General features: G+C 72.8%; 21 protein-coding genes. 10 read left to right on the plus strand and 11 right to left on the minus strand.

The annotated features are described in order from the left end of the window. The first annotated feature begins 2 nt into the window (after positions 1-2). The gene (locus tag L3i22_RS22150) at positions 3-497 is read left to right on the plus strand and encodes a Crp/Fnr family transcriptional regulator (RefSeq protein WP_221328862.1); all 495 of its coding nucleotides are present in this window, start codon (positions 3-5) and stop codon (positions 495-497) included. 89 nt (positions 498-586) lie between these two features. Here L3i22_RS22150 and L3i22_RS22155 read toward each other — a convergent pair whose 3' ends face one another. From L3i22_RS22155 to L3i22_RS22170, 4 genes are all read right to left on the minus strand, one after another. After that, positions 587-1672 carry a methyl-accepting chemotaxis protein gene (locus L3i22_RS22155; RefSeq protein ID WP_221328863.1) on the minus strand — a complete coding sequence of 362 codons (1086 nt, stop codon included), beginning with the start codon at positions 1670-1672 and terminating at the stop codon, positions 587-589. Between the two features lie 256 nt (positions 1673-1928). After that, positions 1929-2774 carry a slipin family protein gene (locus L3i22_RS22160; protein ID WP_221328864.1) on the minus strand — a complete coding sequence of 282 codons (846 nt, stop codon included), beginning with the start codon at positions 2772-2774 and terminating at the stop codon, positions 1929-1931. A gap of 196 nt (positions 2775-2970) precedes the next feature. Next, positions 2971-3555, minus strand: a complete 585-nt coding sequence (locus tag L3i22_RS22165) for a DoxX family protein (RefSeq protein ID WP_221328865.1) — start codon at positions 3553-3555, stop codon at positions 2971-2973. 34 nt (positions 3556-3589) lie between these two features. Continuing rightward, a complete protein-coding gene (locus L3i22_RS22170) occupies positions 3590-5104 on the minus strand; it encodes a bifunctional aminoglycoside phosphotransferase/ATP-binding protein (protein ID WP_221328866.1) in 1515 nt (504 codons plus the stop codon). Positions 5105-5256: 152 nt separating this feature from the next. Between L3i22_RS22170 and L3i22_RS22175 the strand changes: the two genes are divergently transcribed. Then, positions 5257-5532 carry a DUF1876 domain-containing protein gene (locus tag L3i22_RS22175; protein ID WP_221328867.1) on the plus strand — a complete coding sequence of 92 codons (276 nt, stop codon included), beginning with the start codon at positions 5257-5259 and terminating at the stop codon, positions 5530-5532. A 14-nt stretch (positions 5533-5546) separates the two neighbouring features. Here L3i22_RS22175 and L3i22_RS22180 read toward each other — a convergent pair whose 3' ends face one another. Then, on the minus strand, positions 5547-6407 hold the full coding sequence (locus L3i22_RS22180; protein ID WP_221328868.1) for a universal stress protein: 861 nt from the start codon (positions 6405-6407) through the stop codon (positions 5547-5549). Between the two features lie 130 nt (positions 6408-6537). Between L3i22_RS22180 and L3i22_RS22185 the strand changes: the two genes are divergently transcribed. The 3 genes from L3i22_RS22185 (at position 6538) to L3i22_RS22195 (ending at position 10390) form a co-directional block, all read left to right on the plus strand. Continuing rightward, positions 6538-6930 (plus strand): Hsp20/alpha crystallin family protein, encoded by a 393-nt coding sequence (locus L3i22_RS22185; RefSeq protein WP_221328869.1) that lies wholly within the window; start codon positions 6538-6540, stop codon positions 6928-6930. 122 nt (positions 6931-7052) lie between these two features. After that, complete coding sequence (locus L3i22_RS22190) at positions 7053-9770, plus strand: cation-transporting P-type ATPase (RefSeq protein WP_255658487.1); 2718 nt, start codon at positions 7053-7055, stop codon at positions 9768-9770. Continuing rightward, entirely contained in the window at positions 9749-10390 is a 642-nt protein-coding gene (locus L3i22_RS22195; RefSeq protein ID WP_221328870.1) for a CBS domain-containing protein, read from the plus strand. The genes L3i22_RS22190 and L3i22_RS22195 overlap by 22 nt, the downstream gene beginning before the upstream one ends. Positions 10391-10478: 88 nt before the next feature. Here L3i22_RS22195 and L3i22_RS22200 read toward each other — a convergent pair whose 3' ends face one another. Further along, complete coding sequence (locus tag L3i22_RS22200; protein WP_221330093.1) at positions 10479-11309, minus strand: universal stress protein; 831 nt, start codon at positions 11307-11309, stop codon at positions 10479-10481. A gap of 292 nt (positions 11310-11601) precedes the next feature. On the opposite strand from L3i22_RS22200, the gene L3i22_RS22205 reads away from it, so the two are divergent. Together L3i22_RS22205 and L3i22_RS22210 are read left to right on the plus strand one after the other, a co-directional pair. Beyond that, entirely contained in the window at positions 11602-12639 is a 1038-nt protein-coding gene (locus L3i22_RS22205) for a zinc-dependent alcohol dehydrogenase family protein (protein ID WP_221328871.1), read from the plus strand. Between the two features lie 99 nt (positions 12640-12738). Beyond that, a complete protein-coding gene (locus L3i22_RS22210; protein WP_221328872.1) occupies positions 12739-13008 on the plus strand; it encodes a hypothetical protein in 270 nt (89 codons plus the stop codon). Positions 13009-13035: 27 nt separating this feature from the next. Here L3i22_RS22210 and L3i22_RS22215 read toward each other — a convergent pair whose 3' ends face one another. Next, entirely contained in the window at positions 13036-13425 is a 390-nt protein-coding gene (locus L3i22_RS22215; RefSeq protein ID WP_221328873.1) for a helix-turn-helix domain-containing protein, read from the minus strand. A gap of 115 nt (positions 13426-13540) precedes the next feature. Between L3i22_RS22215 and L3i22_RS22220 the strand changes: the two genes are divergently transcribed. Both L3i22_RS22220 and L3i22_RS22225 read left to right on the plus strand, forming a co-directional pair. Continuing rightward, a complete protein-coding gene (locus L3i22_RS22220; protein ID WP_221328874.1) occupies positions 13541-14959 on the plus strand; it encodes a wax ester/triacylglycerol synthase family O-acyltransferase in 1419 nt (472 codons plus the stop codon). Positions 14960-14979: 20 nt separating this feature from the next. Beyond that, positions 14980-16485, plus strand: coding sequence for a long-chain fatty acid--CoA ligase (locus tag L3i22_RS22225; protein ID WP_221328875.1), 1506 nt, complete (start codon positions 14980-14982; stop codon positions 16483-16485). On the opposite strand, the gene L3i22_RS22230 is transcribed toward L3i22_RS22225, so the two are convergent. The 3 genes from L3i22_RS22230 to L3i22_RS54390 are packed head-to-tail and all read right to left on the minus strand — an operon-like array spanning position 16466 to position 22190. After that, positions 16466-17923, minus strand: coding sequence for an HAD-IB family hydrolase (locus L3i22_RS22230; RefSeq protein ID WP_221328876.1), 1458 nt, complete (start codon positions 17921-17923; stop codon positions 16466-16468). The two genes, L3i22_RS22225 and L3i22_RS22230, sit on opposite strands and share 20 nt — an antisense overlap. Then, complete coding sequence (locus L3i22_RS22235) at positions 17920-19872, minus strand: lysophospholipid acyltransferase (RefSeq protein ID WP_221328877.1); 1953 nt, start codon at positions 19870-19872, stop codon at positions 17920-17922. The genes L3i22_RS22230 and L3i22_RS22235 overlap by 4 nt, the downstream gene beginning before the upstream one ends. 11 nt (positions 19873-19883) lie before the next feature. After that, positions 19884-22190 carry a GNAT family N-acetyltransferase gene (locus tag L3i22_RS54390; RefSeq protein ID WP_304523470.1) on the minus strand — a complete coding sequence of 769 codons (2307 nt, stop codon included), beginning with the start codon at positions 22188-22190 and terminating at the stop codon, positions 19884-19886. A 249-nt stretch (positions 22191-22439) separates the two neighbouring features. On the opposite strand from L3i22_RS54390, the gene L3i22_RS22245 reads away from it, so the two are divergent. Next, positions 22440-23129, plus strand: coding sequence for a CBS domain-containing protein (locus L3i22_RS22245; protein ID WP_221328878.1), 690 nt, complete (start codon positions 22440-22442; stop codon positions 23127-23129). A gap of 10 nt (positions 23130-23139) precedes the next feature. Here L3i22_RS22245 and L3i22_RS22250 read toward each other — a convergent pair whose 3' ends face one another. Continuing rightward, entirely contained in the window at positions 23140-23649 is a 510-nt protein-coding gene (locus tag L3i22_RS22250; RefSeq protein ID WP_221328879.1) for a hypothetical protein, read from the minus strand. Positions 23650-23785 lie beyond the last annotated feature (136 nt).

Here is a 23785-nt window from a genome sequence, read left to right on the forward strand (position 1 = left end):
TCATGACGTCGTTGAGCGTCTTCGATCAGTTGGTCATGCACGACTTCGCCGCCGACCTGCCGGCCGAGTGGTTGAGCCGGTGGGCGGCTCACGGGCGGCCGGTGTCGCACGCCGGCCGGACCCGGCTGTTCTCGACCGGCGACCCGGCGAACCGGTTCTGGTTGATCAACTCGGGATCGGTGGTGCTCGATCTCCCGGTTCCCGGTCGCGGCGACATCGTCATCGAACGGCTGCGGCACGGCTCGGTTCTCGGCTGGTCCTGGCTGTTCGCCCCGTACCGGTGGCGCTTCGGCGCCCTGGTCGCCGAGGACATGCACGCCATCGAGTTCGACGCCGCCCGGGTTCGCGAGCTGATCGCTGACGACCCGGAGATCGGCCGTGATCTCAACAGTCGTTTCCTGGCGGTGCTCGCCGACCGGCTGCACGCCGCCCGCGGGCGGCTGGCCGAGCTGTACGCCTATCCCGATGACCCGCCGGACCGGCCCACGACGGGATGAGGTCACCGGGACGAGATCGCCGGGCGACGCCGTGCCCGGTGGTGCGCCGTTCCGCGCGACGCGTGTCGGGGCCAGGGTGCATGTCCGGTTCAGCCGGTGACGGTGTTCAGGAACGTCGCGAGGTCGTCGGTGACGGTGTGCACCTTGCCGGCCGCCTCGGCGAGACTGCGGGTGATCTCCTGGTTGGTGGCGGTCTGCTCCTCCACGGCGGCCGCGACCGAGTTCTGGTTGGCCCGGACCGCGTCCACGATCGCCGCGATCTTCGAGATCTCGCCGCCGGCGAGGGTGCTCAGCGTCTGCACGCCGGCGATCAGTTCGCCGATCCGCTGGGTCGCCGCCTGGGTGGCGCTGGACAGATCCTTGACCTCACCGGCGACGACGGCGAAGCCCTTGCCGGCGGCGCCCGCCCGGGCGGCTTCGATCGTCGCGTTCAGCGCGAGCAGGTTCGTCTGCCGGGCGATCTGGGAGATGGTGCTGACCACCTCGTCGATCCGGCCGGATGCCTCGGTGAGCCGGTCCATCGTGCTGGTCGCGGCCTCGATCGCGGCCACCGCGTCGACCACGACGCCGGAGGCCTGGCTCTCGCTGCGGGCGATCTCGGCGACCGTGGCCGACAACTGCTCCATGGCGCTCGCCACCGAGTGCAGGGAGCCGCTGGCCTGGCCGGTCATGGTCAACGTGTCCCCGAGCCGGTTCGTCACCACCCGGGAGTGCTGTTCGGCCGCGGTGCGGGCGCTGACGTCCTCCCAGGCCACGACGTATCCGACGACCGCGCCGCCGGTGTCCTTGACCTGGTTGATGTGGGTGTCGAGGGTGATCGAGCCGAAGGTGAAGGCGGCATCGCGGGGCTGGAAGGCGGGATCGGTGAGGATCCGGTCGATCCGGCCGGGGTCCTTGTGGAAGCGGTGGATGCTGCCGTGGAGGATATCGGCGATCCGCACCCCGAAGACACGTTCGATCTCCGGCCCGATCAGGTGCAACGTGCGCATCGCCCTGGGGTTGGCGTAGACGATGTTCAGGGCGAGGTCGGCTACGAAGATGTTCGCCTGGACGCAGTCGAGGATGTGCCGAGCACCTGCTCCGGCGATGATCATCGCAGCCTCGTCGTCGGGTGACGGGCCGGCGGCCGTCGTCGTTCGTCGTTCGTTCGACTTCCGGGACAGAGTGGTGATCATGTCGGCGGCATCCCTTGATCTCGTGGTGGATGTACGGGAAGCGCGAACGGACGACCTGACTCTCAGGCATCGGCAGCCGCGTGTCCGGATAGTTCGTTTTATAGCTTTGATGAGGAAATGATCGGCGGCTAGGGCCGAAAGTCCCGCGACCCGCTCCGCACCCGGGGCGCGCGCCATCCGATCACGGGCCGGACGCCTGCCCGTGATCGGATGATCGTCGGCCGCGCGGCGCGTCGTCGCCCGCGCACCGATGTCGTCAGCGGGCCGCCGCCGCGCCGCCGGCCCCGTTGGTGATGCCCGTGCCGGGCTGTCCGGGAACGCCGCGGTGGCTGGCCTCGCTCTCGTGGGTCAGGAAGTTGCCGAGCTCGCCGATCGTGCTCATCAGCGGTGCGGGGAAGACCACGGTGGTGTTCTTGTCGACCCCGATCTCGACCAGCGATTGCAGGTTGCGCAGTTGCAGGGCCAGCGGGTGGGCCATCATGGTGTCCGAGGCGTCGCCGAGTGCGGCGGCGGCCAGGGACTCGCCCTCGGCGTTGATGATCTTCGCTCGCTTCTCGCGCTCGGCCTCGGCCTGCTTGGCCATCGCCCGCTTCATCGCCTCGGGCAGCTGGATGTCCTTGAGCTCGACCAGGGTCACCTCAACCCCCCATACGACGGTGGTGACGTCCAGGATCATCCGGATGTCGTCGTTGATCTTGTCGGTCTCGGAGAGGGTCTCGTCGAGGGTGTGCCGGCCGACGACCTTGCGCAGGGTGGTCTGGGCGATCTGGTTGATGGCCGCGCGCACGTTCTCGATGGCGACGACGGACTTGATCGCGTCCACCACCCGGAAGTAGGCGACGGCGGAGACGTCGACGCTGACGTTGTCGCGGGTGATGATGCCCTGCGACTGGATCGGCATGGTGACGATGCGCAGCGAGACGCGGTGCATGATGTCGACGATCGGGATCAGGAAACGCAGGCCGGGATTGCGGGTGCCGACGACCCGGCCGAGCCGGAACACCACGCCGCGCTCGTACTGCTTGACGATGCGCACCGACAACAGCAGCAGCGCCAGCGCCACCAGCCCGACAACGACCAGAACAACGGTGAGCGTATTCATCGCAGGCTCCTTCCGCACGGGTGGAGCGGACGGGGAGCCCGCCGGCCCGCGTGCCTCACCTCAACAGCTACGCCGCCGGCGACGCGGACAGCAGGGCCGGACGTCCTGCGTGAGCCGTCCGTTGGACGGCCGGACCGGATCCGCGAACAGTCCGGCCGGCCGCGGAAGCGGCCGGCCGGACTGTGGTCTGCTGCGATCAGATCAGCCAGCGGTTGCGCTGCACCAGCGGAAGTCCGGCCCACCAACGCCCCAGGCCCCAGGTGTGCCCGGCGTAGGTGAGTGCGGTGACGATCGCACCGATCGCGTAGATGATGTGGTAGTCGACGATCGGATTGGTGGAGTGGGTGGCCTCGCCCGCGTCGGTGGTCTTGGCCGGCGGGAACTCGGCGAACCACATCAGCGCCATCATGAGCGTGGCGGCGACGGCGGCGATCCGCATGCCGATGCCGAGGACCAGGGCGATCCCGATCCCGAGCAGCCCGAGCATGAACAGCCAGTCCGCCCAGCCCTGCCCGGCGATGTCGTTGAAGAAGCCCTGGAACGGGCCGACGTCGACGCCGGACAGGAAGCCCTTGGTCGGCGAGCCGCCGTTGATCCAGGAACGCTCGGACGGTGTGGCGTAGCCCCACCCGAAAGTCTTGTCGAAGAACGCCCACAGGAAGACGAAACCGGTCGCGATCCGCAGCACGGCAAGGCTGCGAGCCGCAGCGGTACTGAGCATCGATCCGGGCGCCGGGACGTGCTCGAGACGGTTGGCCGACTCGCGGCCGGTGGTGGTCATGGTCTCCTCCTCGTTGATTGACTCCTATGACTGACTATTCGCCGTACCTCTGCTTGGTCACCTGGGCTGCTGGACCCGACCACGCCGGGCCGAAAGGCCCGGATGCCGGGCTCAGGGCGGCCAGCGCCCGATCGGTGCCGCCCGGGGTGTCGGTGTCGATCACCGTGGCCTGCGGCCAGTCCGCGGCCTCCCGGATCATCGCGGCCGCGATGCCGGCGTCGGCGTCGGAGAGGCCGCCCGCGGGTCGCCGGGCCAGCCGGGCGGCGATCGTCGCCGGTTCGGCGGCACATCGCAGCTCGGTGAGCTCACTGTGCGTGCAGGCGGCCAGGCGCCGGGCACACACGCGTCGCTGTTCGCTGGTCCAGGACGCGTCCAGCAGCACCGACTCGCCGTGCTCGAGCAGATGGCGCGCACGCCAGAGCATCTCGGCGTAAGTGTGCTCGGTCCACTGCTCGGTGTAGATCCCGGTGCGGTAGGGGACCGGCGCGCCGCCGGCGAGGCCGGTCCCGGCCAGCTCCTTGCGGATCCGGTCGGTGGACAGCACGGTGGCGCCGAGACGGTCGGCGAGGTGCCCGGCCAGGGTGGTCTTGCCGGTCGCCGGCGAGCCGCCGACCAGGACCAGCCGGACGGCGCCGCTACGCAGGTGCCGCAGCGTGAGACCGGTGTAGGCGGCGACGTCGGCGGCCGCGGCCGGGTCCGCCTGCTCGTGCCGCAAGCAGCCGACCTTGGCCCGCACGAACGCGCGGTAGGCCGTGTAGTGGTGCACCAGCGCCGCCGGCGCCACGTCGCCGCTGAACTCCAGATAGGCGGCGAGGAAGATCTGCGCGAGGTCGGCCGCGCCCAGCTTCTCCAGGTCCATGGTCAGGAACGCGACGTCGTCGAGCACGTCCAGATGGCGCAGCCGGTCGTCGAACTCCAGGCAGTCGAGCACTCGGGGACCGTCGTCGAGCAGAAAGATGTCGTCGGCGATCAGGTCGCCGTGCCCGTCCACGATCCGTCCCCGCGCGACCCGTTCGGCGAACAGCGTCTCCCGGCCGGCCAGGAACTCGTGGGTCAGCCGCTGCACCTCGTCGGCGTCGGTGGTGTCCAGCACCCCGCCGCGGAATCGGCGGACCTGGTCGAAAGTGGCGTCCCACCGGTCGATCAGCGCGGTTCGCGAGCCGTCGAGGTCGATGGCCGGCCCACGTTGCGCACCGCAGTGGAAGACGGTCAGCATCCGGGCCAGCTGCCGCAGCTGTCCGGCGATCGGCGCCGACTGCCCGGCCAGTGTTGACAGCCGGCGCTCCGCCGGCATCCGGCGCATCACCACAAGATGATCGCAGCTCTCCCGATCGGGGCCGAGCACGTCGGCGACCCCGAGGTAGACGTCCGGCGCCAGCCGCCGGTTGAGCTGTACCTCGCGGTGGCAGACCCGGAACCGGGCGGCACGGGTGCGGAAGTCGAGAAACCCGAGATCGACCGGCTTCTTCAGCTTGTACACCCGGTCACCGAGGAAGAACAGCACCGCGGCGTGTGTCTGGAGCATCTGCGCCGCGAAGGGCACGTCCATGAGCCACCGCCTCTCCTGGCCTCTGTCTCCACCGTGGCCGCCGCACGGCGGCACCGGTAGGGAACATCGGACCGGAATCGGGACCAACAGCACTGTCTGGCGGCGGGCACCGGCATTGGGATGGGAGAAAAGCCGACCGTGAGGGGGCAGTGATGATCCGCACCCGGACGTGGACTGTCGAGATCACCATCGACGAGCACGAGGACGAACGCCGGACCCGGGCCGTGGCGGTCCTGCGTACCGAGGCCCGACCGCAGGTGCGGGGTGAGGGCTCCGCCCACCGCGCACCCCGGGACCTGGAGGTGCCGGAGATCGGTGACGAGCTCGCCACCGCTCGGGCCCTGGCCGACCTGGCGTACCAGTTGCTGGACGCGACCGCCGCCGACATTGAGGCGATCACCCGCCGGCCGGTGCATCTGAGCAGCTGAAACGGGCGGCGCCCTCAGTGGACCACCAGCACCGGGCAGTCCGCGTGGTGCAGCAGCTGCGAGGTGGTCGAGCCGAACCAGGCCCGCCCGAGCAGCCCGTGACCGCGAGCGCCGATGACCACCAGCTGCGTGCCGTGCGAGATCTCGGTCAGGGTGGCCGCGGCGCCCTCGCGCGACAGCAGCATCTCCACCGGCACCTGGGGGTATCTCGCCTGCCACGGGGCCAGCTGCTCGGCCAGCCGCCGGCGTTCCAGCGTGTCCTGATCGGGCATCTCGTCACCGAGCACCGGCACGTCGCCCAGGTGCGCGGCCATCGGCGGCAGGTAGGACCGGACCACCACCAGGGTGGCGTCGCGAGCCGCCGCGGTGGCGAACGCGGCGCACAGTGTCCCGTCGGCGGACGCGGAGTCGTCGACCCCGGTCGCGACCGGCCCGGCCGGTGGATCGTCCCGGCCGCGCACCACCACGACCGGGCAGTGGGCGTGGGCCACTACCCGCCGGCTCACCGAACCGGGCAGCAGCCCGGCGAGCCCACCCCGCTCCCGGTCGCCGATCACCAACTCGGTCGCGCCGGCCGAGAGGTTGAGCAGCTGGGCGACCGGGCGCCCGAGCGGCAGGTGTGCTCGTACGTCCACTCCCGGCGCCGCCTGCAGGGCGGTGCGGAGAGCTTGCTCGGCCACGGCGCGAGCCGAGCACCGGGCCGCCTCGAAGGCCAGACCGCCGAAGTCGTATCGCGAAACCGCCCAGTCCCACTCCAGGACGTGCACGACGCGCAGCGGCAGGTCCCGGCGGGCGGCCTCGCACGCGGCCCAGCGGACCGCGGCGGTGCCGTGGTCGGTGCCGTCGGCGCCGACGAGAATCCCAGCAGTCCGCATCACGGGCTCCTTCCCGTTTCCTGTATCGATCGTCGACCGCGCCGGTCGGCATCGGTTAGAGCCATTCGGCCCTGACCACGGCATGTGCCGCGCGCTGCGATGGAAGTGGAACACCGGAAGGAGGAGAAACATGACGTCGCTGTTGCCCCGGCTGTTCGGGGACATGTCAGACTGGCTGGAGGTCGACTTCCCGCGTCCGCTGCCGGCCATCCGCGTCGAGGACCGGATGACCGACCAGGAGTACGTGCTGCGCGCCGAACTGCCCGGGATGGACCCGGAGAAGGACGTGCGGATCACCGCGCTCAACGGTGTGCTGACGGTGAACGCGGAACGTCGCGAGGAGAAGGCGGCTGCCGGTCGCACGGAGTTCCGGTACGGGCTGCTGCACCGCTCGGTGCGGTTGCCGGCCACCGCCGACGAGACCGCGATCACCGCGACCTACGAGAAGGGCATCCTGGAGATCACGGTGCCGCTGACCGCCCCGGAGCAGGGTGGCCGGCAGATCGCGATCACCAAGAAGTGAGACCGCCACAGTGATCGGGCCCGGGCCGGCGCACCGCGCCGGCCCGGGTGTTTCCGACGTCCCCGCGCAACCGGGACGTTCGGCCCTGACCGGGTCCGTGTCGCCGGGCCAACCCTGGGGGCATGGCTCAGACGATGACTGCTCCGGCCGAGGTCGACGAGCGACAGCCGCCGACCGAACTGTTCCGGCACCTGCGTTCCGGGCCGGCCGGGCTGCGCTCGCGCGAGGCGGCCCGCCGGCTCACCGTGTACGGGCCCAACGAACTGTCCCGCCGGCACACCCGGCGCTGGCCGCGGCAGTTGCTCGCCCAGTTCACCCAGCCGCTCGCGGTGTTGCTGATGATCGCCGCGGTGCTCGCCTGGGCCGGGCACACCCCCGCGCTGGCGCTGGCCGTGGTCGCGGTCATCCTGCTCAACGCCGCGTTCGCGTTCGTGCAGGAGCAGCAGGCCGAGCGGGCCGTCGAGGCGCTCGCCGCGTTCCTGCCGGAATCGGCGCGGGTGCTGCGCGACGGGATGCTGATCGAGGCGCCGGCGCGTGACCTCGTACCCGGGGATGTCGTCGAGATCGCCGAAGGCGATCGCATCTGTGCCGATGCCCGGCTGATCGACGGCAGCGTGGCGGTCGATCTGTCCGCCCTCAACGGCGAATCCGTGCCCGCATTGCGCGCCGCCGACGCCGAGCTGGTGCCCGGCCCGTTGCTGGAGGCCCGGGAGCTGGTGTTCAGCGGCACCTCGTGCACCGCCGGGCAGGCCCGTGCGGTGATCACGCACACCGGGATGCACAGCGAGATCGGACGGATCGCCGCGCTGTCGCAGCGTGGCCGGGCCGAGGACAGTCCGCTGGAACGGCAGGTCCGCCGGGCCACCTGGATCATCGCGGCCGCCGCGGTGGGTGCCGGGGTGGCGTTCCTGCCGATCGGGGTGCTGGCCGGGCTCGGCTGGGCCGCCGCGATCAGCTTCGCGATCGGCCTGATCGTCGCCAACGTCCCGGAAGGTCTGCTGCCGACCATCACGCTCGCGCTCGCCGCCGGAGTCCGGGAACTGGCCCGCGCCGGCGCGGTGGTCAAGCGGCTGTCCGCGGTGGAGACGCTCGGATCGACCACGGTGATCTGCACCGACAAGACCGGCACGCTGACCGAGAACCGGATGCGGGTCACCGAGCTGTGGCTGTCCGACGGTGAACGCGACGCGGCGACCGCGGCCGGCGACGGCCGCGCCCGGGCCCTGGCGATCGCGGCCGCCACCTGCACCACCGCCCACCCGGCCGGCGACGGTGCCCCGTCCGACAGTGGCGATCCGACCGAACTGGCCCTGATCCACCTGGCCGCCGCGCTCGGCGTCCCGGTGCGGGCGACCGTCCGCGACGCCGCCCGCAGCACCCTGTACGCCTTCGACCCGCGCACCAAACGCATGTCCACCGTGACCGGCGGCCATCTGCACACCAAGGGCGCCCCCGAATCGGTGCTGCCGCTGTGCGCCCGGATCCTCGACAGCACCGGGCGTCCCGCCGAGCTCACCGACGCGCAGCGCGCGGACGTGTCGGCCGCCGTCGACCGGTACGCCCGCAGCGGCCTGCGCGTGCTGGCCGTGGCCGAGCGCACCGCCGCCGCCGAGGTGCTCTCGGCCGGGCGGGACAGCGCGGAGAGCGGGCTGACCCTGCTCGGGCTGGTCGCCATGGTCGACCCGCCCCGCGAGGCGGTGCCGGCCGCGGTCGCCGACGCCCACCGGGCCGGGATCCGGGTGCACGTGATCACCGGCGACTACGGCACGACCGCGGCGACCATCGCCGCTCAGGTCGGGATCGGCGACGGCCACCAGCAGGTGATCACCGGCGCCGACCTCGAGGCGATGAGCGACGCGGACCTCGACCGGCTGCTCGGCGACCAGCGCGAGGTGGTCTTCGCCCGCTCGTCGCCGGAGGGCAAGCTGCGGATCTGCGAGGCGCTGCGGGCACAGGGACACATCGTGGCGATGACCGGCGACGGCGTGAACGACGCCCCGGCGCTGCGCCGTGCCGACATCGGGGTGGCGATGGGCCGCTCGGGCACGGACGTGGCCCGCGAGGCGGCGACCATGGTGCTCACCGACGACAACTTCGCCACGATCGTGCGCGCGATCGAGGCCGGCCGCCGGGTCTTCGACAACGTGCGCAAATTCGTGCTCTACATCTTTGCCCACGCCGTACCGGAAGTCGTGCCGTTCTTGATCTTCGCCCTGTCCGGCGGTGCGGTGCCGTTGCCGCTGACCGTGCTGCAGATCCTCGCCATCGATCTGGGCACCGAGACGCTGCCGGCCCTCGCGCTGGGCCGCGAGCGGGCCGAACCCGGTCTGATGGATCGGCCGCCGCGGTCCCCGAAGGAGGGCGTGATCGACCGCCGGCTGTTGTGGCGGGCCTGGGGACTGCTCGGCGTCACCTCGGCGATCCTGGTCTCGGCCGGATTCTTCTGGACCCTGTGGCGCGTCGGCTGGCAGCCCGGGGTGACGCTGCCCGCCGCCGACTACGCGCGGGCCACCACGATGACCTTCGCCGGGATCGTCGCCTGCCAGATCGGCACCGCGTTCGCCGCCCGCACCGACTACGCCGCGCTGCGCGCGATCGGGGTGTTCAGCAATCGGCTGCTGCTCGGTGGGATCGCGTTCGAACTGGCCTTCGCCGCCGCGCTGATCTACCTGCCGCCGTTGCGGACGCTGTTCGGCACGGCCGCGCTCGGCGGCACCGAGCTGCTGTTCCTGACCCCGTTCCCGCTGGTGGTGTGGGGTGTCGACGAGTTCTACCGCGCGCGGCTGCGGCGCCGCGCACCGAAGGAGGAGGAATCATCATGCGAGTCCACGACATCATGACCAGCCCGGCCCAGGTCGTCCGGCCCGACGCGCCGGTGGAGACGGCCGCCGACCTGATGACCACGTATGCGGTCACCGCCCTGCCCGTGGTGGACACCGGCGACCGCCTGCTCGGCATGGTCAGCGACAGCGACCTGCTGTGGCATCGGGTCCCCGCCGAGCCACGAACCGATCCGATCCGGCATCCCGACGTCGTCGTCCACCCCGGGCACCGGCCCGGCGTGGTGGTCGAGGTGATGTCCGACCACCCGGTCGTGGTCGGACCCGGCGCCGACGTGGCCGACGCCGCCCAGCTGATGCTGGAGCACGACGTACGCAGCCTGCCGGTGGTCGAGGACGGCGTGGTCGTCGGCGTCGTCAGCCGCCGCGACATCCTGCGGGCGGTGGTCCGCGACGACAGCGTGCTGGCCGCGGACGTGCGGCGCCGGCTCGACGACTACGCGGGTCGCCGCGACCGGTGGACCGTCTCGGCCGAGGCCGGCGTGATCACCGTTGCCGGGGAATTCCCGAACGAGCAGCAGCGCGCGGTCGTCGCCCTGCTGGCCCGCACGGTTCCCGGTGTCGCCGCGGTCCGCCTGCCCGGCGAGCCCGCCGCCGACGAGGCGCCCGTGCCGGCCTAGCGGTTGCGGGTGCGCGAGGGCCCCGGGCGGTCACCGCCCGGGGCCCCGGTGTGGGCGCGATCTCGTCGGCCCGGGGAAAGGTCCAGGATCAGGCCCGCATCAGGGTGTCGTGCACCACCGCGACCGTGCAGGAGCTGTGGCGCAGCAGGTGCTGGCTGACCGAGCCGAGCAGCAACCCCTGCACGACATTGCGGCCCCGGCTGCCGACGACCACGAGCTGGGCGGCGGCACTCTCCCGGACCAGCGCCGCCGCCGGGTGCTCCACGATCGCCTCGGACTCCACCGTGATCTCCGGGAAGGTGTCCCGCGTCTCGATCACCAGCGAGTCGAGGCGATCCCGCTCGCGGTCGCGCGCCTGGGCCAGCGGCCACGCCTGCACCACGCGGAGCGGCACCCGGCGGGCGGACGCCTGCGCCGCGGCGAAGTCCAGCACCGGCGTCGCCAGCGCGGAGCCGTCGATTCCGGCCACCACCCGGGCGTTGCTGGAAGCGGCGCCACGGATGACCACCACCGGGCAGTGGGCGTGCGCGCTGACCGCGGAGCTGACCGAGCCGAGCAGGTCCGCCACCGCGCTGTGGCCGCGGCCGCCGACCACGATCAGCCGGGCGCGGCGGGACCGGTCGATGAGCGCGGGCCCGGGGAAGGCGCGCACGGTCTTCGTGGTCACGTCCACCATCGGGTGGGTCTGCCGCGCCGTGGCCAGGGCACGCTCCATCATGCCGCCGATGACCTCGACGGCGTAGCTGTCCGGGCGGTCCGGTCCGGACGAGGCGCCACCGGTCGGCGTCCAGGCCGGCCACTCGTCGGCGTAGAACAGCTCGACCGGGCAGTGGGTGCGGTCCGCCTCGTCCAGCGTCCAGTCGAGCGCGGCACGGGCGAGCGGCGAACCGTCGTACCCAATAATGATCTTTTTCAGCATGGTGATCACCCGCGCTCCTCGACGCCCGCGGCGCCCCCACCGGCCGGTCGCGTCGCCGGTGCCCGTCTTGACGACGGTGGGTCTGGTGGCTCGACGGCCACGCTGGTCGTTCCGGCGGCGGTGACGCTCCGGGTGGGGCCGGAGGGGCGCCTGGGATCAGCGTCCCTCGGGATCGGTGGCGCCGGACAGTGTCGTAGGTCCTGACTGCTGCCATTCGGCCCTATCGGCGCCCCCGCCGCCCGCGCACGCTTCAGGGGCAGACGAAATCCTTCAACGACGAAGGAGAAAGACCATGAAGGCACTTGTGTACGGCGGAGCCGGACAGCGCACCTGGGCCGAGGTCCCGGACGCCACCATCCACGATCCACACGACGCGGTGATCCGCGTGGACGCGGTCACCATCTGCGGAACCGACCTGCACATCCTGGCCGGGGACGTGCCCGAGACGACACCCGGGCGGATCCTCGGGCACGAGGCGGTCGGCACCGTGGTCCAGACCGGCGCGGCGGTGAGCCGGCTGGCGGTCGGCGACCGGGTGCTGGCCTCGTGCATCACGGCCTGCGGCAGCTGCCGGTTCTGCCGCGAGGGGCACTACGGGCAGTGCCGCGGCGGGGGCGGCTGGCGGCTGGGCCATCACCTCGACGGGGTGCAGGCCGAGCTCGCCCGGATCCCGTTCGCCGAGCTGTCCACCTACCAGCTGCCCAAGGGCCTGCCCGACGAGCAGGCGGTGCTGCTGGCCGACATCCTGCCGACCGCGTACGAGGTCGGCGTGCTCAACGGCGGCGTCCGCCCGGGCGACACGGTGGTGGTGATCGGCGCGGGCCCGATCGGGCTGGCCGCGATCATCACCGCGCGGTTGTTCTCGCCGGCGCACATCGTGGCGATCGACAAGGCGGAGAGCCGGTTGCAGGCGGCCAAGAACCTGGGCGCCGACATCACCCTGATTCCGGAGCGGGTGCCGCTGGGCTCGATCCGTGCGCTCACCGGCGGCCTGGGCGCGGACGTGGTGATGGAGGCGGTCGGCATTCCGGAGACCTTCGAGATGTGCCAGAGCCTGGTGCGTCCCGGCGGCCGGATCGCCAACATCGGGGTGCACGGCAAGCCCGCGACGCTGCACCTGGAGGAGCTCTGGATCAAGAACGTCACGATCACCACCGGGCTGGTGGACACCTACTCGACCCCGCGGCTGCTGGACATGCTGGTCGCGGGGCAGTTCGACGTCGCGCCGATCATCACGCACCGGTTCGGCCTGGACGAGTTCGAGCAGGCGTACGACGTGTTCGCCCAGCCGGCGCGCACCGGGGCGCTCAAGGTGGTCCTCAGCCGGTGAGCCGGGGTGCCGAAGGTCGTGCCAACTCGGGGACATCGGCTCTGACGGCAGTTAGCAGTGCGCGGCTAACCTGCTAATTGAAGAGGAAGGGAGGTTGCGATGACCACCACGACCACCCGGCCCGCCAAGCAGGCCGAGCAGAGCAAGGAGCCGGTCCCCGCCGCGAAACGGCGCCAGATCGGCCGGGAGATCGGCACTCTGGCCGTGAACGTCTACGAGCGTGGCGTCGCCGGCTTCGTCGCGTTCGAGAAGGACGCCGCGAAGATCACGCCGTACCCGTGGATGAAGAACACGCTCGCCGTGAGCGCGGGACTCATCGAGGACGTCGGCGCGGCCTACGTCCGGACGGCCCGTCAGATTCTGCGATGACCGCCGCCGTGGGCGGCCCGGGACCACTCAGGTCCCGGGCCGCCCGTCGTTTGCGGGACCGCGTTCGCGCCCGCGCCGGGCGATCGTGACCTGGGCCATGGCGGAGTAGACCTCGCCGAGCGCCTGCCGCTGCCGGGCGGTGAGGTTCGGGTCCGCCGCGATCGCCCGCAGCACTTCCGGCGGCCCGGGCGTCGCCGGGCTCGCCTGCGCCACCAGCGCGTCGGCCGTGGTCCGCAACGAGGTCGCGATCGCGTGCAGCACCCGCCCGGACGGCGCGCGCAGCCCACGCTCGATCTGCGACAGGTACGGGTTGGAGATCCCCACCATGGATGCCAGCTGCCGCATCGACAGCTCGGCCAGTTCCCGCTGCCGCCGGATGATCTCCCCGAGCGTCACCCGGGACTCCTCGTCCTCCATGGTTACGAATGGTGACACGAGCCGACCGGCAGGACGGGACATCCGGCCCTGCCCGGGGGCGGCCTCCGGAGCCACGGTGAAGGGGTTGATGACCCACCGCGCGAAGGGGACTGTCATGGATCAACTGAGCCCGCTGGACACGTCCTTCCTGGATGCCGAGGACGAGGACCCGCACGTCTCGCTGGCCATCTCGTCGACCGCGGTGCTGGACGGGCCCGCGCCCGGCCTGCAGGAGTTCGCCGCGCTGATCCGGGGCCGGCTGCCGCTGGTGCCGCGATACCGGCAGCGGGTGCGCCGGGTGCCGTTCAACCTGGGCCGCCCGGTCTGGGTCGACGACCCCGGCTTCGATCTCGACTACCACCTGCGGCGCACCGCGCTGCCGGCGCCCGGCGGCGACGCCGAGCTGGCGAACCTGGTGGGCCGGGTGATGAGCCAGCGCATGGACCGCGACCACCCGCTCTGGGAGGACTGGCTGATCGAGGGGCTTCCGCAGGGCCGCTGGGCGCTGCTGTCCAAGGTGCACCACTGCCTGCTCGACGGGATCTCCGGCAACGAGCTGTACCGGATCATCTGTGACACCGGCCCGGAGCCCGGCGCACCGGTCCCGGACCCGTGGACGCCCGAGCCCGCCGCCGGCGCCCTGGGGCTGTCGCTCGGCGCGCTCGGCGACCTCGCCCGGTTCCCGCTCGACCAGGCCCGGCTGCTGTGGGCGACGCTGCGCGACCCGGGCCCGGCCGGCGAGACCGCCGCCGGGCTGGCCGTGCTGGCCGAGGGGTTCCTGCCGGCCACCGAGACTTCGCTGCTCGGCCCGGTCGGCCAGGCCCGCCGGTACGCGATCGCCCGGGCACCACTGGCCCAGCTGGCCGAGACCGCCCACGCGCACGGCGTGACCGTCAACGACGTCTACCTGGCCGCGGTCGCCGGCGCGCTGCGCCGGCTGCTGCTGAGCCGGGGCGAAGAGCCCGATCCGTACGCCGTGCGCACGCTCGTGCCGGTCAGCACCCGGCGCGCCGACCAGCACGACCGGCTCGACAACCGGCTCTCCGCGCTGCTGGTGCAGCTGCCGGTCGAGCTCGCCGACCCGGTCGCCCGGGTGGCCGCGGTGCACCAGCGCATCGCCGGCCTGCGCGCCGCCCACGAGGTCGAGGCGACCGCCGGGCTGATCGATCTGGCCGACCACGAGCCGTTCGCCGCGGTGTCGCTGCTGATCCGCACCGCGTTGCGGCTGCCGCAGCGGGCGCTCTCGACCGTCACCACCAACGTGCCCGGCCCCCGCAACGGCCTCTACATCCTGGGCCGCCCGATCCGCGAGATCCTGCCGTACGTGCCGATCGGCGACCGGATGCGGGTCGGCGTGGCCGCCTTCACCTACACCGATCAGGCCGCGTTCGGCGTCACCACCGACCAGGTCGCCGTGCCCGAGGCCGGTGACCTGGCCGGCTGGCTGGCCCAGGAGCTGACCGCGCTGCACGAGACGGCGCCGCGCGGCAAGCGCCGGCGGCGGTCCGCGACCACGGCCCGGCGGCCGGCCTGAGCACAGAAACGGAGCCGACGATGTTGAACCTCGCAGTCATCCTGCGCGAGTCGGCGAACGCCCGTCCCGGCGCGCCGGCGATCATCTGCGATCAGGGCGCCATGACGTACGCCGAACTCGACGCCCGGTCCGACGCGGTGGCCGCGGCCCTGACCGCCCGCGGCGTGCGGCCCGGCGACCGGGTCGCCCTGCAGCTGCCGAACGTGCCGGAGTTCCCGATCGCCTTCTACGGCATCCTCAAGGCGGGCGCGGTGGCCGTCCCGCTCAACGTCCTGCTGCGCGCCCCGGAGATCGCCTACCAGCTGAGCGACTCCGGCACCCGCCTGCTGATCACCTGGGGCACGCTGCTCGGTGACGCCACCAAGGGCGCGGCGCAGGCCGGGGTGGCCGACTGCTACGCCGCGGGCCCGGGGCCGGTCGATCCGGTGCGTCCGTTCGCCGAGCTGACCGTGCCGGTGCCGCTGCGGCAGCCGCTGGCCGACCGGGAACCGCAGGACGTCGCGGCGATCGTCTACACCTCCGGTACCACCGGACGGCCCAAGGGGGCCGAGCTGACCCACCTGCAGCTGTACATGAACGCCGACATCCCGGGCCGGCTGTTCGAGCTGCGCCCCGACGACGTGGTGCTCACCGTGCTGCCGCTGTTCCACGTCTTCGGCCTGTCCAGCACGATGAACGCCGGGATCCGCTTCGGCGCGGCGCTGTCGCTGGTGCCACGGTTCACCCCGGACGCCGTGCTCGGTGCGATCGCCCGGGACCGGGCCACCATCTTCGACGGCGTGCCCACCATGTTCACCGCGCTGCTGGCACATCCGGATGCCGCCCGCTACGACACCTCCTGCCTGCGGGTCTGCATCTCCGGTGGCGACGCGATCCCGGCGCCGGTGATGGACGGCTTCGAACAGCGCTTCGGGGTGCCGATCCTGGAGGGCTACGGGATGACCGAGACCGCCGCGACCATCTCGTTCAACTGCACCGAGAAGGACCGCCGGGTCTACAGCGTCGGGCGCCCGGTCTGGGGCGTCGAGGTGCAGGTCTGGGACGAGTCCGGGTATCCGCTGCCGGCCGGATCGTCGAACGTGGGGGAGCTGGTCACCCGCGGCTACCACACGATGCGCGGCTACCACGACGACCCGGCGGCCACCGCGGAGGCGTTCGCGGGCGGCTGGTTCCACACCGGCGACCTGGGATATTTCGACGCCGACGGCTTCCTGTTCATCGTCGACCGGAAGAAGGAGATCATCATCCGGGGCGGGTACAACGTCTACCCCCGGGAGGTGGAGGAGGTGCTGCACCAGCACCCCGGCATCCTGACGGCGGCGGTGATCGGTGTCCCCGACGAGCGGCTCGGCCAGGAGGTCAAGGCGTTCGTGGTGCCGCGGCCCGGGCCGGCACCCACCGCGGCCGAGGTGATCGCGCACTGCCGCGAACGGCTCGCCGCGTACAAGTACCCGCGCGTCGTCGAACTCCGCAGCAGCCTGCCGCTCAGCGGCGCCGGCAAGGTGCTCAAGAAGGAACTGCGCTGAGCGTCGGCGCCGACGCCGACGCCGACGGCCAGTTCTCCAGGACGGCGGCGAACCTGTCGTGCAGCTCGGCGACCTGCGCGTTCAGGTCGTCGGTCGTCCAGCCGCCGGTGGGGATCGGGTCCAGCACCGCGACGTCGACCGTGCCCGGGCTGACCACCAGTGACCGCCGCCAGGCCAGCTCGCCGGTGTTGCGCAGCACGATCGGCACGATCGGCACCCCGGCCTGCGCGGCGAGGTGGAAGGCGCCCTTCTTGAACCGGCCCGGGCGGGGCGTCGGCATCCGGGTGCCCTCCGGCAGGACCAGCACCGACTCGCCGTCGCGGATCCGGCGGACCGCCCGGCTCATGCTCTGCCGGGCTCGCTGCGGATCCGACCGGTCGATCCACACCGGATCGAGGAACGTGCCGATCAGCGCCATCCGCGGGTCGAAGCGGGCCTCCTGCTTGGCCACCGCGGTGAAGTCGTGCCGCAGCAGCGCGGCCAGCACCAGCGCGTCCAGCGTGCTCTGATGGTTGGCGACGAACACCGCCGGGCGGGCCTTCTCCAGGTTCTGCGCGCCGGTGACGTTCACCTTCACCCCGGCGAAGGCCAGACCCGTGTCGGCGGCCAGGCCGATGCCGAGATTGGCGCCCCGCCGGTGGTCGCCGGTGAGCCAGCCGTAGGCCATCCCGAGGCTCAGCCCGGTGTCCACGCTCAGCAGGGCGCCGAGGGTGCCCAGGTAGGCCCACGGGCCCGGCGAGGCCGGCTCCCGCAGCTCCAGCACGGGCCAGCCGTGCCGGTCCGCGGCCTGGTGCAGCGACGGGTGCGGGTTCACCGCGTACGGCCGGCCGACCGCGCCCAGGAACGCCACGTCCTCGGCCCCGTCGGCGTAGCCGTAACTGCGCCGCAGGCTGATCCGCGAGGCCCGGGCGAACTCGCGCACCGCGCGGGCCTTGGCCTCCCCCCACAGCATGCCGCCGGTGCTGCGCCCGGTGAGCACGCCCTCGTGCTCCTCGAGCTCGGTGCACAGGATGTGCCGGATGCCGAGGTCCTCGGCGATCGGCTCGACCTGCATCCGGCTCGCCGAGGAGGCCACCACGACGGTGTGCCCCTGCCGCCGGTGGGCCCGGATCAGCTCCCGGGCGTCGGGCCGGATCGTGCCGGCCACCTTCTCGGTGAACAGGCGCCCGGCCAGTGCCGTCAGCTCGTCGACGGTGTGGCCACGCAACTGCGCGAACCCGGTCCGGCCCAGCGCCTCGCGGCCGCCGTCGGCCGCGGCCAGCAGCAGGCGCGCCAGGTCCCGCGGCCCGGCCTGCCCGCGGCGGATCCGTTCCTGAAGGGCGGCGGCCGCGGTGTAGCCGCGCACCAGGGTGCCGTCGAGGTCGAAGAACGCGCCGACGCGTGCTCCGGACGGGCCGGTGCGGATCTGTTCGACCAGGTCGGCCGCGGTGACGTTCATGACGACTCCCCTTCGGCGAGCCCGGCGATCGTGTGCACGCGCCGGAGCGTTTCGTCGATCTCCCGCAGGAACGCGGCGCGGCGTTCGGCTAGCCCCGGCGTTCCGGCGATGACCAGATCACGGTGGCGGGCCAGCCGCAGGGCCGGCTTGAACAGCTCCAGCGACACCGACTCCTCGCTGGCCAGCCGTTTCTGCAGGGCCCACTGCCGGCCCACCCGCAGGCATTCGTCGAGGAACCGTTGCTCGACGATCGGATCGTCGCAGGCGTCGGCCAGCCGGTCGGCGACGACGTGATAGGCGTCCAGGAACGGCCGCAGCACCAGGTGAGCGACCAGCGGCCGGGTCTGCCGCAGCCAGCGGCGCGCGTCGGCCGGGCCGAACTCGTGCGGACCGTCCGCCTGGCCGGGGTCGGCCAGCGCCAGCTCCGCGGTCATCTGCTCGGCGAAGGCCCGGCGCGACGGGAAGAAGAAGTCGAACTTGAGCAGGTCGCGCAGCCGCAGCGCGGCCCGGCCGGCGACACCGAGGCCGTCCTCGCCGCCCTCGGCCGCGGCGATCAGGGCCAGTTCGCCGATCGCCCGGTCGACGAGCATGTGTACCGCCGTGTTGCGGTAGAACGCGGCGACCAGAAACTGGCCCGGGGCGATCCGCCAGATTGCGTCGGTGCCACCGTCGTAACCGGACAGCACGCCGGAGCGGACCAGATCGTCGAGGGTGCGCCGGATGGTGGCCCGGTCGGTCAGGTCCGCCGCGCCGGCCACCGGCCGCCCACGTCGCGTCAGGTACCGGGCCAGCGGCGTGATCGTGGCGAGCACCTCGTCCAGGGTCATCGCCCGGTCGGCGGCCAGCAGCGCCAGGCACACCACCGCGGTGGTGGTCACCGGGGTGGCCTGATTGATCCGGTGGCAGGTCTCCAGCGCGATCCGCTCCACCAGGTGGGTCTCCCGGGGGTCGCCGGCGCGCAGTTCCGCCAGCCGGTCCGGCAGCGGGATGGGCTCGCCGAACTCCAGGTAGGCGCGCCCGAACCGATCCCGCTGCGAGCGCCCGAAATTCCACAGCCAGCGCAGATCCTCCGGGCGCTTGCGCAACCCGCGGGCCTCGCCGGTCACCGACGCGACCTCGTGCAGCTGCTCGTAGACGATCGACACCGGGACGATCAGCGCGCGGTCGCGCTCCGAGGCGTCGAGCGCGTCGACGACATAGCGCAGCACGCCGTACGCCGGCGGGCGCAGCTTGCCGGTCCGGGTCCGCCCGCCCTCGATCGACCAGCACAGGTTGCGGCGATCGCGGATCAGCTCGGCGATGTAGCAGCGCAGCGTCAGCCGGTAGACGGGTAGATCGGCGGTGGACCGGCGCACGTAGACGAACCCGGAGCGGCGCAGCAGGTGATTGAACGGGAACACGTCGAGGTTCGCGCCGGCCAGCACGAACGAGGGCGACATGCCGTTGCCCGACACCGCGGCGGGCACGGTGATGCCGTCCAGGTAGGACCGGTGCGAGAACGGGAACAGCAGCGACCGGGTGTCGTCGAGCGCGCGCAGCCGGCGCAGCTGCTCGGGATCCAGGACCAGCTCGTGCGCCCGGGCCAGCCACCGGCTCATCCGGCCCCAGTCGTCCACGGCCCGCCGGGTGTGGGTGGCGCCCATCTCGCGCAGGTGACCGGCAGCCTCCGCGCGTACCTCGCCCGGATCCCGGCCCAGCGTACCGGCGAGTGCGGTGACCTGATCCAGGAAGCCCTCGTCGCAGAGCAGGCGGCTGACCTCGGGCGGGTCGGAGGGCAGCGGTTCGGTCGGCTCATCGACGACGCCGAGGTACTGCAGCGGGCGGCGCGCCGCCACCCGGTCGAGCGCGGCGACGACCGGCGGCCGGCGGACGGAACGGAGCGCCCCGGTCGGTGTCACGTGGCTGAGCACGGCGAACGATCGGCCGGTCAGTGCTCTTCGGATCTTCATCGCTGCCTCCCTCAACAGCTGTCCGGTCCGCGCAGGCGGCGCAGGGCCGGGTCGGGTTCCTGCCCTGCCGGGGCCAGTCGCAGGTCGGCGTCGTGCACCCACAGCCCGTCCGGGGCGGCGAGCACGTCCAGGTCGAGCCCGGCGACCTCGGGATGGTTCTCGGCCAGCCGGCTCAACCGCAGCAGCAGATCCCGCAGCGCGGTGCCGCCGGATCCGGTCAGCAGCGGCGCCCGGCGCAACGTCCGGCACATCGCCGCCGCGTCCGGTTCGGTCAGCGGAGTCAGCCGCACGGCCCATTCGCCGGGCAGCCGGGCCGGTCCCTCGCCGAGCAGGACCATCGCGCCGAACAGCGGATCGTGCACGGTGGCGGCGACCAGGTGCACCGCCGAGTCCGGGCGGCGGCCGGCCACCCGGATCCCGTAGGCGTCCAGGATCCCGGCGGTCCGGGCGGCCGGCTGCCGCCCGGACCCCTCGGTCAGGGCCATGGCGATCAAGCTGCGCGCCCGGGGCGGGGACAGCCCGGGTGGGCCGGCCGGGGCAACCGGCGGGGTGCGGCGCCACCGCGCGTACCCGGCGGCGTGCGCGAGCGCCTGCGCGGCCCGCTCCGGCAGGTCGTAGACGGGCACGCCACGGGCGCCCAGCCGCGGCGGCGGGTCACCGGCACCGACGACCGCGGCGGCGACCGGCAGCGCCGGGTGCCGGTCGACGACCGGGGCGAGGGCGGCGAGGATCTCCTCGGCCGGATGAGTCCGCGTGCCGGTGATCACGAGCAGCAGCAGGTCAGCGGCGCCGGTGACGGATTCGACGGCCGCCGCGATCTCGGCCGCCGGGGCACCGCTGCCGAGCTCGGTGAGCACGTCGGCGTCGCCCAGCCCGGGGATCGTGGCCAGGCCGGCCGTGTTGCCGACCACGGCGAGCCGGCGGCCGGCCGGGAGCGGCTGGCCGACCAGCATCCGGGCCGCGTCCATCAGCTCGCCCAGGTTCTCGGTACGGATCACGCCCGCCTGGGTGAACAGGGCGTCCACCGCGGCCGGCGCTCGGGGATCGCGCAGGGCCAGCACCGGCTTGTGCCGGGACAGGGCGCCGGCGAGCCGGGCGAAACGGGCCGGGTTGCCGAACGACGTCAGGTGCAGGGCCACGGCGGTTGTGGCCGGGTCGTCGTACCAGTAGGAGAGCAGCTCGTTGCCGCTGACGTCGGCCTTCTCGCCCAGCGAGACCAGGCTGGAGACGCCGAAGCCGGTCCGCACCGCGTGCTCGGTCATGGCCAGCGCCACTGCGGCGGCCTGCGCGGCGATCGCCAGCCCACCGGGCGGCGGCAGCACCGGCAACAGGCCGGCGTGGAGCCGGACGCCCGAATCGGTGTTGAGCACGCCGAGACTGCCCGGGCCGATCAGGCGGAGTTCCAGCGAACGGGCCAGCCGCAACAGCTCCGCCCGCCGCCGGTGCCCGTCCGGCCCGGGCAGCCCGGTGAGGATGACGGCGGCCCGCGCCCCGGCCGCGGCACCGTCGCGCAGCACGCCGGCGATCTGGTCCGCGGGGACCGCGACGACCAGCAGCTGCACCGGCTCGGGAAGGTCACGCAGAGCGCGGTGGGCGGGTGTGCCGGCGACCGGGGCGCCGCTGCGGTTGACCGCGTAGTACCGGCCGGTGAAGCCGTACTCCTGCAGCGCCCGCAACGCCTCGTGCCCGGCGCCGCCCGGGCGATGACCCGCGCCCACCACGGCAATGGTGGCCGGAGCCAGGACCGCGCGCAGCGAGGCGCGTTCGGCGACCCGGTCGCGGACGTCGATCACCGAGTCCAGGCAGTCGACGTCGCCGGTGTCCACGGTGACGTCCACGATGCCCTGGACCACCTGCGCGCGGCCGTCCGGGCCGAACTCGCGGGCGACCCGCAACATGCCGGTGTTGCTCGGCAGCACCTCCCCGGTCAGCTCGGTGATGCCGTGCCGCCGGGCCCGGGCCGCCAGGTGCTCCAGCAGCAGGGTGCCGATCCCGCGGCCGTGGTGCCGGTCGGCGACGAAGACGGCGAAATCGCCTCGCGGTCCGTCCCCGGCCCGGTCGCAGGACGCCACGCCGACCAGCTCGGCACCCTCGTAGCCGACCATCGCCAGAAAGTGCGGCGACTGGGTGCGGCACAGCCGGTCGACCTCGGCGGCCAGGGTCGCGGCGGTCGGCTGGGCGAAGAAGCGCAGCCGCAGATTCTCCGGAGCGGCCCCGTCGTACAGCGCGGCGATGGCCTGACGATCGCCCGGAATCACTGGCCGGATCGAAACGATCCCGCCGTCGGTTGTCAGCGCGTCCGCCGGCAGGGTGCTCATCGGCTCGTCGCCGGCGTGCCGCAACGGACGACCAGCGCCGGGGCCCCGCAGCCGCCGCCGATGACGCTCCGTGTCCGCATGATGTCCGTTCCTTCCCGGGCTCCTTCCCGAATCGTCATTCCGGCCGATGCCGTTCGGCAGAGGCATAGGTCCCGGAGGCGCCCTGCCGGTTGAGGCCGCAAGTCCCTACTGGCCGGGCCCGGGGACGACCACGGTGGAGGACAGGAGAACAACGAAGGAGGGATTGCGGTGAGGACCTGGAGGGTCGAGGACGTGATGACTCGCGACGTGGTGTCCGTCACCGAGGACGCTTCCTACCGTGAACTGGTGGATCTGCTGGTCGGGAAGCGAATCAGCGCGGTCCCGGTGGTCGACGCGCTGGGCCGGGTCGCCGGCGTGGTGTCCGAGGCGGATCTGCTGCGCAAGATCGAATATGCCGGTGTGGACCACCCCCGGATCCTCGAGCGGCGCCGCCGCCGTGACCAGCGGGCCAAGGCCTCGGCCCGGACCGCCGCCGGTCTGATGAGCGCGCCACCGGTCGTGGCGATGGGGCGGACCTCGATCGCGGCCGCGGCCCGGCGGATGGATGCCCACCACGTGAAACGGCTGCCGGTCACCGACGACCTCGGACGCCTGGTCGGGATCGCCTCGCGCGGTGACCTGCTGCGCATCTGTCGCCGCTCGGACGAGCAGATCCGCGACGACGTACGGACCGGCGTGCTGCGCACGTTCCTTGTCGACGAGGCCGATGGGGTCACCGTGCAGGTGCGCGACGGCGTGGTCACCCTCTCCGGCAAGGCCGAGCGCCGCTCGTCGGCGGAGCTGGCGCGGCGGCTGACCCGGCAGGTCGCCGGCGTGGTCGCGGTGGTTTCCAGCCTGACCTGGTCGTTCGACGACCGGAAGTTCGACAAGCCGCACCCGCCGTACGCGACGGACTGAGCGGCCGCGCTCAAGCGGCGCCGCCCACCACCACCGGTGGTGTGGCGGCCCGCTGCTGTTCGGCGAGCGCCAGGTACATGCGTCCCCAGTCGCGCTGTTTCTGCTCGGCGTGCCGCAGGCCCTGGGCCGGTCCCGACAGCCGCCACCGCCACAGGGCGGTGACCTGCAACTGCCGATCCGACATGCCCCGGAAGCGGGGATCCTTGCGGGCGGCCAGCGCCCGGACGCGTTCCCGTTCCCGGTGCAGGCCGGCGTCCCACTGGTCGCGGTAGCGCTCGGCGGCGCGCAGGCAGGCGACGGCCTGGTCGTTGAAGGTGATCCGGCACTGCCGGCAGCCCGGCGGAACCCAGACCGGCCAGCACCGGGGATCTCCCTCGGCCGGTCCGACCAGGCGCCCGGCGCACGGCACGACCCCGTCGCGGCCGGCGTACGGGCAGGACCCGGCCGGCGTGGGCCCCTGGCAGGTTCCGGTGACCGCTCCGGTGGCCGGATTCCGGATCTCGACTACTCGCGTGTTCATCGTGTCCGCCTCCCTCGGCCGGCGACGTTGCCTACCGCCAGTGTCCCGGGCGCCCGGGAAAGGTCAGCAGGGCCGAACGGACCGGCACGACAGGGCGGGCGTCGGTGTCCCGGCGCCCGCCTGATGATCCGTAGCG

It is taken from the genome of Actinoplanes sp. L3-i22 (assembly GCF_019704555.1).
GTDB lineage: Bacteria > Actinomycetota > Actinomycetes > Mycobacteriales > Micromonosporaceae > Actinoplanes.

Excerpts from the sequence above, each read along its gene's own strand:
- L3i22_RS22150 (WP_221328862.1), top strand. The coding sequence starts at position 3 with ATGACGTCGTTGAGCGTCTTCGATCAGTTGGTCATGCACGACTTCGCC.
- L3i22_RS22155 (WP_221328863.1), bottom strand. The coding sequence starts at position 1,672 with ATGATCACCACTCTGTCCCGGAAGTCGAACGAACGACGAACGACGACG.
- L3i22_RS22160 (WP_221328864.1), bottom strand. The coding sequence starts at position 2,774 with ATGAATACGCTCACCGTTGTTCTGGTCGTTGTCGGGCTGGTGGCGCTG.
- L3i22_RS22165 (WP_221328865.1), bottom strand. The coding sequence starts at position 3,555 with ATGACCACCACCGGCCGCGAGTCGGCCAACCGTCTCGAGCACGTCCCG.
- L3i22_RS22170 (WP_221328866.1), bottom strand. The coding sequence starts at position 5,104 with ATGGACGTGCCCTTCGCGGCGCAGATGCTCCAGACACACGCCGCGGTG.
- L3i22_RS22175 (WP_221328867.1), top strand. The coding sequence starts at position 5,257 with ATGATCCGCACCCGGACGTGGACTGTCGAGATCACCATCGACGAGCAC.
- L3i22_RS22180 (WP_221328868.1), bottom strand. The coding sequence starts at position 6,407 with ATGCGGACTGCTGGGATTCTCGTCGGCGCCGACGGCACCGACCACGGC.
- L3i22_RS22185 (WP_221328869.1), top strand. The coding sequence starts at position 6,538 with ATGACGTCGCTGTTGCCCCGGCTGTTCGGGGACATGTCAGACTGGCTG.
- L3i22_RS22190 (WP_255658487.1), top strand. The coding sequence starts at position 7,053 with ATGGCTCAGACGATGACTGCTCCGGCCGAGGTCGACGAGCGACAGCCG.
- L3i22_RS22195 (WP_221328870.1), top strand. The coding sequence starts at position 9,749 with ATGCGAGTCCACGACATCATGACCAGCCCGGCCCAGGTCGTCCGGCCC.
- L3i22_RS22200 (WP_221330093.1), bottom strand. The coding sequence starts at position 11,309 with ATGCTGAAAAAGATCATTATTGGGTACGACGGTTCGCCGCTCGCCCGT.
- L3i22_RS22205 (WP_221328871.1), top strand. The coding sequence starts at position 11,602 with ATGAAGGCACTTGTGTACGGCGGAGCCGGACAGCGCACCTGGGCCGAG.
- L3i22_RS22210 (WP_221328872.1), top strand. The coding sequence starts at position 12,739 with ATGACCACCACGACCACCCGGCCCGCCAAGCAGGCCGAGCAGAGCAAG.
- L3i22_RS22215 (WP_221328873.1), bottom strand. The coding sequence starts at position 13,425 with ATGGAGGACGAGGAGTCCCGGGTGACGCTCGGGGAGATCATCCGGCGG.
- L3i22_RS22220 (WP_221328874.1), top strand. The coding sequence starts at position 13,541 with ATGGATCAACTGAGCCCGCTGGACACGTCCTTCCTGGATGCCGAGGAC.
- L3i22_RS22225 (WP_221328875.1), top strand. The coding sequence starts at position 14,980 with ATGTTGAACCTCGCAGTCATCCTGCGCGAGTCGGCGAACGCCCGTCCC.
- L3i22_RS22230 (WP_221328876.1), bottom strand. The coding sequence starts at position 17,923 with ATGAACGTCACCGCGGCCGACCTGGTCGAACAGATCCGCACCGGCCCG.
- L3i22_RS22235 (WP_221328877.1), bottom strand. The coding sequence starts at position 19,872 with ATGAAGATCCGAAGAGCACTGACCGGCCGATCGTTCGCCGTGCTCAGC.
- L3i22_RS54390 (WP_304523470.1), bottom strand. The coding sequence starts at position 22,190 with ATGAGCACCCTGCCGGCGGACGCGCTGACAACCGACGGCGGGATCGTT.
- L3i22_RS22250 (WP_221328879.1), bottom strand. The coding sequence starts at position 23,649 with ATGAACACGCGAGTAGTCGAGATCCGGAATCCGGCCACCGGAGCGGTC.